At 59.4% G+C, this 8,743-nt stretch carries 6 protein-coding genes; 5 read left to right on the top strand and 1 reads right to left on the bottom strand.

Annotated features, from left to right (window positions below):
- Positions 1 to 113 precede the first annotated feature (113 nt).
- Positions 114 to 2,864 carry a DNA polymerase I gene (polA, locus tag AQ996_RS05400; RefSeq protein ID WP_055251718.1) on the top strand — a complete coding sequence of 917 codons (2,751 nt, stop codon included), beginning with the start codon at positions 114 to 116 and terminating at the stop codon, positions 2,862 to 2,864.
- Positions 2,865 to 3,209: 345 nt separating this feature from the next.
- Here the strand turns inward: polA and AQ996_RS05405 are convergent, their stop codons facing one another.
- Positions 3,210 to 4,037, bottom strand: a complete 828-nt coding sequence (locus AQ996_RS05405; protein WP_055251719.1) for a Cof-type HAD-IIB family hydrolase — start codon at positions 4,035 to 4,037, stop codon at positions 3,210 to 3,212.
- A 554-nt stretch (positions 4,038 to 4,591) separates the two neighbouring features.
- On the opposite strand from AQ996_RS05405, the gene AQ996_RS05410 reads away from it, so the two are divergent.
- From AQ996_RS05410 to ndk, 4 genes are all read left to right on the top strand, one after another.
- The gene (locus AQ996_RS05410) at positions 4,592 to 5,818 is read left to right on the top strand and encodes an argininosuccinate synthase (RefSeq protein ID WP_055251721.1); all 1,227 of its coding nucleotides are present in this window, start codon (positions 4,592 to 4,594) and stop codon (positions 5,816 to 5,818) included.
- A 233-nt stretch (positions 5,819 to 6,051) separates the two neighbouring features.
- Positions 6,052 to 6,222 carry a hypothetical protein gene (locus AQ996_RS09805; protein WP_156333779.1) on the top strand — a complete coding sequence of 57 codons (171 nt, stop codon included), beginning with the start codon at positions 6,052 to 6,054 and terminating at the stop codon, positions 6,220 to 6,222.
- 118 nt (positions 6,223 to 6,340) lie between these two features.
- Complete coding sequence (argH, locus tag AQ996_RS05415; RefSeq protein ID WP_055251723.1) at positions 6,341 to 7,771, top strand: argininosuccinate lyase; 1,431 nt, start codon at positions 6,341 to 6,343, stop codon at positions 7,769 to 7,771.
- Positions 7,772 to 8,148: 377 nt separating this feature from the next.
- Positions 8,149 to 8,553: a nucleoside-diphosphate kinase gene (gene ndk, locus AQ996_RS05420; protein ID WP_055251725.1), complete on the top strand. Its 405-nt coding sequence runs from the start codon at positions 8,149 to 8,151 to the stop codon at positions 8,551 to 8,553.
- Positions 8,554 to 8,743 lie beyond the last annotated feature (190 nt).

The following is an 8,743-nucleotide window of genomic DNA, read 5'->3' on the forward strand; positions in this document are numbered from 1 at the left end:
TATCACGCTCGGGCCCGCGACGGCAGGGAAGCCTGATGTGCGGTGGCCGTGGGGCGGGGAGCGTGTAAACTGGAGAGAGCAAACCGTGCCCAGCCCAAAGCGAGGTATTCAATATGTCTGACAAGCGCCGTACCTTTGCCGTCATCGACGGCAACTCGCTCATGCACCGCGCCTTCCACGCCGTGCCGCCCACCATGAACGCGCCGGACGGTCGTCCCACCAACGCGATCTTTGGCTTTTTGAATATGTTCCTCAAGATGATCGATGCCTTTAACCCCGACGGTGTGGTCGTGGCATTTGATAAGGGCAAGCCGCGCGTGCGCATGGAGATGCTGCCGCAGTACAAGGCTCAGCGCCCGCCCATGGACCCCGATCTGCACGCACAGTTTCCCATGATTAAGGAGCTGCTCGCCGCGCTTAACGTGCCAATTTTGCAGTCCGAGGGCTGGGAAGGCGATGACATCCTGGGCACTATGGCGCGCCTGGGCGAGCAGGCCGGCTGTGACATGCTGCTGGTGACCGGTGATCGCGATATGTATCAGCTCGTGACCGAGCACGTCAACGTGGTCTCGACCCGCAAGGGCCTGTCCGACGTGGCGATCATGACGCCCGAGAGCGTGGACGATCTGTATCACGGCATCACGCCGGCGCTCGTGCCCGACTTTTATGGTCTGAAGGGCGATACGTCCGATAACATCCCCGGCGTGCCGGGCATCGGCCCCAAAAAGGCGAGCGCGCTCATTGCGCAGTACGGTAGCCTGGACGAGGTCATCGCACACGCCGATGAGGTCAAGGGCAAGATGGGCGAAAACCTGCGCGCACACATCGACGACGCGCTGCTGAGCCGTAAGGTGGCGACCATCCGCACCGATGCGCCCGTTGAGCTCGATTTTGAGGCGACGTCTTTCCCGGCGTTTTCTGCCGATGAGGTTTCCGCGGCGCTGGGTACGCTTGGTATTACCGCCATGCAGAACCGTTTCTTGGCGCTGATCGGCGGCGAGGGTGGCGCTGCTGCCACTGCCAGCACGTTTGAGATGCCCGCCGTTTTGCGTGCTGCCGCCGGCGATGCTGACGCGCTTGGTGCCGTTGCAGCTGAGGTCTCCCGCGCGATTGATGCCGGCGAGTGGGTCGCCGCCGTGGTGGACGACGATAAGGAAGAGGGCGCGCTCTTTGGACTGACCCGCACGCTGTGGTTGGCGACGTCCAAGGGCCTGTTCGCGCTCGAGGAGGGCGACGGCGGTGCGGCGGCTGAGGTTGAGGGCTTCAACCTCGTCCACGGCGCGATTGCCGGCGTGCTCGCGCGTCTGTTTATGGAGGGCCGCGTGGCGAGCCCGGACATGAAGGCGCTGTTGCACGAGCTTTCGCCCATCGATTCCTCTGAGCCCGAGCTCATGGATCCGCTGGCCGTCGATTCCACGCGCATCTTCGATACTGTGGTCGCCGCCTATCTGTTGGATTCCGACCGCTCCGAGTTTGATGAGGCGTATCTGGCCGATACCTATCTGCAGATGACGCTGCCTGCGGCGCGCGGCGCGGAGGGTGCTGGCGAGGACGCTCCTGCCCCTGCTGCCCGCACTGCGGCCCTGACGCTGGCGCTCGTGGCGCCGCTGCGCGACCGCATGGCCCGCGAGAACGCCGCCAACGTGTTCGATGGCATCGAGATGCCGCTCGTGCCGGTGCTTGCCAAGATGGAGCGCGCGGGCATGCTCGTGGACCCCGACCGCCTGCATAGTCTGTCCGAGGGTCTGGCGACCCAGATTGCCGAGGTCGAGCGGAGCATTCGCGATCTGGCCGGCGACGAGACCTTTAACATCGGCAGTCCCATGCAGCTCTCGCACGTGCTCTTTGACGTGATGGGCCTTCCGACCAAGGGTCTCAAAAAGACCAAGCGCGGCTATTATTCGACCAACGCCAAGGTGCTGAGCGACCTTGCCCGTGACCACGAAATCGTGCGTCTGATTTTGGACTGGCGCGAGAAGTCCAAGATTAAGTCGACCTATCTGGACACGCTGGGCCCGTTGCGTCGTGGTGACGGTCGCGTGCACACCACGTACAACCAGACCATCACGGCGACGGGTCGTCTGTCCTCGAGTGACCCGAACCTTCAGAACATCCCGACGCGCTCGGAGTTGGGCCGTACTGTCAAGACGGCGTTTTCGGCAGGCGAGGGAAGCGTCTTTTTGGCGGTGGACTACTCGCAGATCGAGCTGCGTCTGCTGGCGCATCTCTCGGGTGACGAGCATCTGGTGCGCGCCTTTAACGAGGGCGAGGACTTCCATGCCGAGACGGCCGCGCGCGTGTTTGGCGTGCCGGTGTCCGAGGTGACGCCCGACCTGCGCAGCCGCGCCAAGGCCGTGAACTTTGGCATTGTGTACGGCCAGCAGGCCTATGGCCTGTCACAGTCGCTGCACATCTCGATGGCCGAGGCGCGCGACATGATCGATCGCTACTACGAGGCCTACCCGGGCGTGCGCACGTTCCTCGACAACGTGGTGGCACGTGCCAAGCAGACGGGCTATGCCGAGACCATGTATGGCCGCAGACGCCATATTCCCGAGCTCAAGGCCAAAAACCCGCAACTCCGCGGCTTTGGCGAGCGCACGGCCATGAACCACCCCATGCAGGGCACTGCGGCCGACATCATCAAGATCGCGATGGCCCGCGTGAGCCGCCGTCTGGAAGAAGAGGGCTTTGCCGCCCACATGATTCTGCAGGTACACGACGAACTGGACTTTGAGTGCCCCGTCAACGAAGTCGAGCGCCTCACCGCCATGGTCCGCGACGTCATGGAACACGTAGTAGACCTCCGCGTACCGTTGATCGCCGAAGCCAGCACCGGCATAACCTGGGCCGACGCGAAATAGGGAAGCACTCCGTAAGGCAAGCTCGCCCAAGACGCAAGCCCCCACATACTTAAGATTTGGGACAAACACTACTGATTAATTTGTCCCACAGTAACCAAAACAGAGGGGAGCCCCTTCCAACAAGGGGCTCCCCTCTGCTCAAATCATTTCAGCTAAGTATCTAGACACTCAAGACGCCATCTTGGCGGCAGGAAAGTAAACCTAGGACCTGGCCGGGCGGCGCGGATTAGTTTTTCGTAGATTCCGCACGAGCCGGAAAGCACTTAATGTGCTTTCCGAGCGAGCCCAGGACCTGACCGAACGAAAAACTAATCCGCGCCGCCCGGCCAGGTCCGACGTGCCACGTTACCGAGCCGCCAAGATAGCGTCGATGAGCGTCAGTACGCCCCCGTCGTTGTTGCTCGGAATACGCCACTTGGCATGCGCGTTCATATGCTCCTCGGCATTGTCCACGATAAAGCTGTGACCGACGCGCTCAAGCATGGGGATGTCGTTGTACGTATCGCCCACGGCAGCGGCGTCGGCGATATCGATGCCCAGGCGCTCGCAGAGATGTGCTACGCCCGACCCCTTGTCGACGCCCAGATTCATAAAGTCGATCCACTCGCGGCCCGCATTGGTGACGTAGAGTTTGTCCGAGAACTCGGGGCTGTAGTCCTCGCGAAACGCTGGCTCGGCATCGTAGGCGGGGAAGAAGATCGAAATCTTGTTGGACTCGATATCAAGGCCCTCAAAGCTATCGACGTAGTTGATCGTGTTGTAGTAGACGCTGATCTCGTCGTGGTACTGATGGTCGCGGGCGAGCACATAGAACTCGTCGTAGCAGCACAGGACGGGAACGGCGCGCGGGTCCTCCGAGGCGCGAGCGAGCACCTGCTGATACAGCGCCACATCGATGTTGCTCTTATAGATATAGCTGCCGCGATAGATGACGCAGGCTCCGTTGTCGGGACAAAAAGCAAGGCGGTTCTTAATACCCTCGAACATCTCCTCGAGCTTGGGGGCAGGGCGTCCGCTGGCGGGGCAGAATACAATGCCTGCGTCGGCGAGCTTGTCCAGGCGCTCATCAAGACCCTGCGGCAACACGCGCTTGTCGGTGAGCAGCGTCTTGTCCATGTCGACGGCGAGAATCTTAATGCTTCCGATATTGGTGTCCGATTCGTAAGTTTGCATAAAAGCGCGCCTTTCGTTTCGAAATTGTTTCAGACGTTATAACCATCAACCAGTAACTGAGCGTATTGTCGCAGGAACGGAGCGTATTTGCACCACGCTTCACAAAGTAATGAAAAAACTTTTCAGAAATTTGAATTTGTCGCTTGTGCTGCGGGCACTTTAGCGTAATATAGCGACCATCGAAAACGGAGACGGAAATACAACCGCTTACCGAAGAAAAGGTACCGTTTACGATATTAGAATTGCGCCCGGCGATAGGTGAAAGGAGAGGCAGATGCAGTTCGTAAAGATCATCACCACTGCAGATAATGCCATCCGACGCCAGCGCGCAATTTCCCGACGACGATAACAATCGTCTCTGTTCGTATGGGGTGAAATGCCCCAACAGAGTCATTTTGAGGTCGTTGGGTTTTAGCACGATATAAACGCATGTTTCTAGGGCATGCTGTGCTGCTTTTTGCTATTTAACCTGATATTGCACGGTTTTTTGACCTCGAAATGACTTGCAACTGACCGATGTTCTAACTAGCTACCAAGGGCGAAAGGAAACAGCCATGAGCAAGGAAAAAGTCGTTCTCGCATATTCCGGTGGTCTTGATACATCCGTATGTGTCAAGTGGCTCCAGGACGAGAAGAATCTCGATGTCGTTTGCGTCTGCGGCAACGTGGGCCAGGAGGAGACCGGCTTGGATGCCAAGAAGCAGAAGGCGCTTGACCTGGGCGTTCTCGATTGCCAGGTGCTCGACCTGCGCGACGAGTTCTCCGATGAGTTCCTGACTAAGGCCATCGCCGCAAACTCCATGTACGAGAACAAGTACCCGCTGCTCTCCGCCCTGTCTCGCCCGCTGCTTGCCAAGAAGCTTGTTGAGGTCGCCCACGAGTTTGGCGCGACCTACGTCGCCCACGGCTGCACCGGCAAGGGTAACGACCAGGTCCGTTTTGAGGCCGCCGTCAAGGCCCTCGACCCCGAGCTCAAGGTGATCGCCCCGGTTCGCGAGTGGGACCTGAAGTGCCGTCCCGACGAGGTCGCCTACGCCCACGCCCACAACGTGCCGGTTCCCGAGGGTGCCAACGACAACCCCTACTCCATCGACGACAACCTGTGGGGTCGCGCCATCGAGTGCGGTCACCTGGAGGATCCCTGGAACGAGCCGCTCGATGACGCCTGGGTTATGACCAAGAACCCCGAGGACGCGCCCGACACCCCGACGTATACCGAGATTGAGTTTGAGGCCGGCAAGCCCGTCGCCGTCGACGGCAAGAAGATGAAGCTCTCCGAGATCGTCATCGCCCTCAACAAGATCTCTGGTGACAACGGCTTTGGCCGTCTCGACCTGGTCGAGGATCGTCTGGTGGGCCTCAAGAGCCGCGAGTGCTATGAGGTTCCCGGCGCCCTGACGCTCATCACCGCCCACAAGGCACTCGAGGATATCTGCGTCGAGGGCGACCTGCTCAAGACCAAGATTAAGCTCGAGCAGGATTGGGCCACTGCCGTGTACAACGGCCAGTGGTACAGCCCGCTCAAGAACGCGCTCGACGCCTTTATGGCCGACACCCAGAAGTTCGTGACCGGTACCGTCCGTCTGAAGTTCTTTAAGGGCAACTGTCATGTCGTCGGCCGCAAGAGCCCCTTCAGCCTCTACGACTACGGTCTGGCTACCTACGACCGCGACACCACGTTTGACGAGAAGGCCAGCGCCGGCTTTATCGAGATCGATACGCTGTCGCTCAAGACGTGGGCAAAGGTCCAGGGTCCCAGCTCCGCTGCCGCCCAGGCCTAACGCCTCCTTTCCTTGGTATCCGCGCGGCCCATCCGCGTGATACAAAACGGGCGCACGGGGTCCCTACCTTTCGTTATGCTTGCTGACACTTCTTAACATCGGTGGCCCCTACGTTCCGCCCGCATATATGACGCTGCGCCTGCGGCTGAGTCCGAGCCCCGCCGGGGTTGTCCGGCGGGGCTCCTTCTATCAATTTGGCGGCTCTGTGCCTATATATATGGGGAGTATCCATTATGTTCAACGCTGTCGCGCATGCCTTACTTGCCCTCGCGCCCGAGTTCGATGCTGCAAAGGTCGAGGACGTTCCTGTGAGCCTGAAGGCCTGGATCGATGGTTCGCAAGGCAACATCCGGAGGGAGACGTTGGGCGCCAAGTGCTTGGTGCGTCACTTCTTTGCAAATTAGCAACATGGTCCCGCGCACGGTGGGGATTGTGTAAAACTAGCGGTTGAAAAATCGCTTTAGCGACATGGCGCATTGCTTTGGGCGCTTGTTTTGGTATTTGGAGAAAGGGGACGGTTCCATGGCTCTTTGGGGCGGTCGTTTTGAGGCGGGAGTGGCCGAGGTCACGCAGGAGTTTGGCGCGTCGCTGCCGGTCGACAAACATCTCTATAAGCAGGATATCGCCGGTTCTAAGGCGCATGCCAAGATGCTGGCGGCCCAGGGCATCATCAGTGCCGAGGATGAGCAGGCGATTGCCGAGGGCCTGACCGGAATCGAACAGGATATCGATGCCGGCAACTTCACCTTCGATATCAACGACGAGGACATCCATATGTCCATCGAGAGCGAGCTGACGCGTCGCATCGGCGAGGCCGGCAAGCGCTTGCATACCGGACGTTCGCGCAACGACCAGGTGGCGACCGATACGCGCCTGGGCGTCAAGGCGTTGGCCAAGGAGCTCATGGAGGCCAACCTGCAGTTGCGCCACGTGCTGGTGGATGCGGCCAAGAAGTACGACAAGGTGATTCTGCCGGGTTACACGCACATGCAGCATGCTCAGCCCGTGCTGCTGTCACATCATCTGCTGGCGTATTCCTGGATGTTCGCGCGCGACTTTACACGTCTGAAGGCCGCCTTTGATGCCGCCGACAACTGCCCGCTGGGTGCTGCCGCGCTTGCCGGTACGAGCTATCCGCTCGATCGCCAGATGACGGCTGCCGAACTTGGCTTTGCGGGCGTGATTCCCAACTCGCTCGATGCGGTTTCCGACCGTGATTTCCTGCTCGATTTGCATTACGCCGGATCCGTCATGGCGATGCACCTGTCGCGTCTTTCCGAGGAGATCGTGCTGTGGTCGAGCTCCGAATTTGGCTTTATCACGCTTTCAGACTCCTACTCCACTGGCTCGTCCATCATGCCGCAGAAGAAGAATCCCGACTTTGCCGAGCTTATCCGCGGTAAGAGCGGTCGCGTGTACGGCAACCTGGTGCAGCTGCTGGTAACCATGAAGGGCCTGCCGCTCGCTTATAACAAGGACTTGCAGGAGGACAAGGAGGGCGCGCTCGATACCGCTCACACGCTCATGCAGTGCCTGTCCGTTATGGCCGGAATGATTTCGACCTGGACCGTCAACGAGGATGCCATGGCGCGCGAGTGCGGCGTGGGGCATCTTGCCGCCACCGATGTTGCCGATTACCTGGCTAAGCGTGGTCTGCCGTTCCGTGAGGCACATGCCGTGGTGGGCCATCTGGTCCTGATGTGTGAGAAGCACGGCTGCAATCTTGAGGACCTGCCGTTTGAGGTGTTCCAGGAGGCAAGCCCGCTCTTTGAGCGCGATATTACCGAGGCGCTCGACATCCCGTCGATCGTTGCCGCGCGCACGACCGAGGGCGGCACCGCTCCTGCCGCCGTTGCCGTGCAGTTGGGGCGCGCCGAGACGCAGCTTGCGGCCGATGAGGGCGTGTTTGGCTCGTTGACCAAGGTCGTCGAGATGGGCCACGGAGCTAATTAGCTTATTGGATGCGTCTGTCTGGTGCGTTCATTATATCTTGCCTTTACGGGTGCCTGCTACGGTGGGCGCCCGTTTTGTTATAGAGAAGGAAGGAGCTTGTCGAGAACTTCTGTAGGACCTTTGGGCAGGTTGTGAAGGGGGCACGTTCGCGGGTGGCAACCGACCGCCCGCTCTGTTCGATGTGGTTGATGAGCGGTCGGATGGTACTCTAATCGGGCTTCGAAACAGAAGTGACACATATGGAGCGCTTTAATAAATTGCAGCGTTTCAATAAACAGCTTTTTGTTTAACTGCAGCTAAAACTCTGTTACGATGCAGTCCAGGCGGGTGCCGGAATGGGACTTGGGCACGCGCGAACCTACTTGAAAGGCTACCTTATGGCTATCGAGAAGACCTTCATCATGATTAAGCCCGACGCGGTGCGCGATCGCAAGATCGGCGAGATCGTTGCTCGTATTGAGCGTAGCGGCCTTGTCATCGAGCGCATGGAGATGACCACGCTCGAGCGCGCTACCGTCGAGGAGCACTACGCCCATCTGGCCGACAAGCCCTTCTTTGGCGGTCTCTGCGACTTTATGACGAGCGGTCCGGTCGTCAAGATGGTCGTTTCCGGCCTCTCCGCTGTCTCCAAGATGCGCACCCTTATGGGCGCCACCAACCCGCTTGATGCTGCCCCCGGCACCATTCGCGGCGACTTTGCTGTCGATGTCAACGCCAACGTGATCCACGGCTCCGACTGCCTGGAGAACGCCGAGATCGAGATCAAGCGCTTTTTTGGCTAAACCAGCTTTGACTCCTTAAAGCTGTTAGCGTGTGGCTTGGGCGCCGCGGAAATCCATCCGCGGCGCCCTTTTTGTCCCAAAAATCTACTAAAGAGCCCCCGTTTTAGCGTCGTCTGAACTGCCTCCCATTTCTTGGACACAAGAAATGGGAGGCCTTTTTATGGCTGGAAACGCTTTGTACGACGTCGGG

The organism is Collinsella aerofaciens (assembly GCF_001404695.1).
Taxonomy (GTDB): Bacteria; Actinomycetota; Coriobacteriia; order Coriobacteriales; family Coriobacteriaceae; genus Collinsella; species Collinsella aerofaciens_E.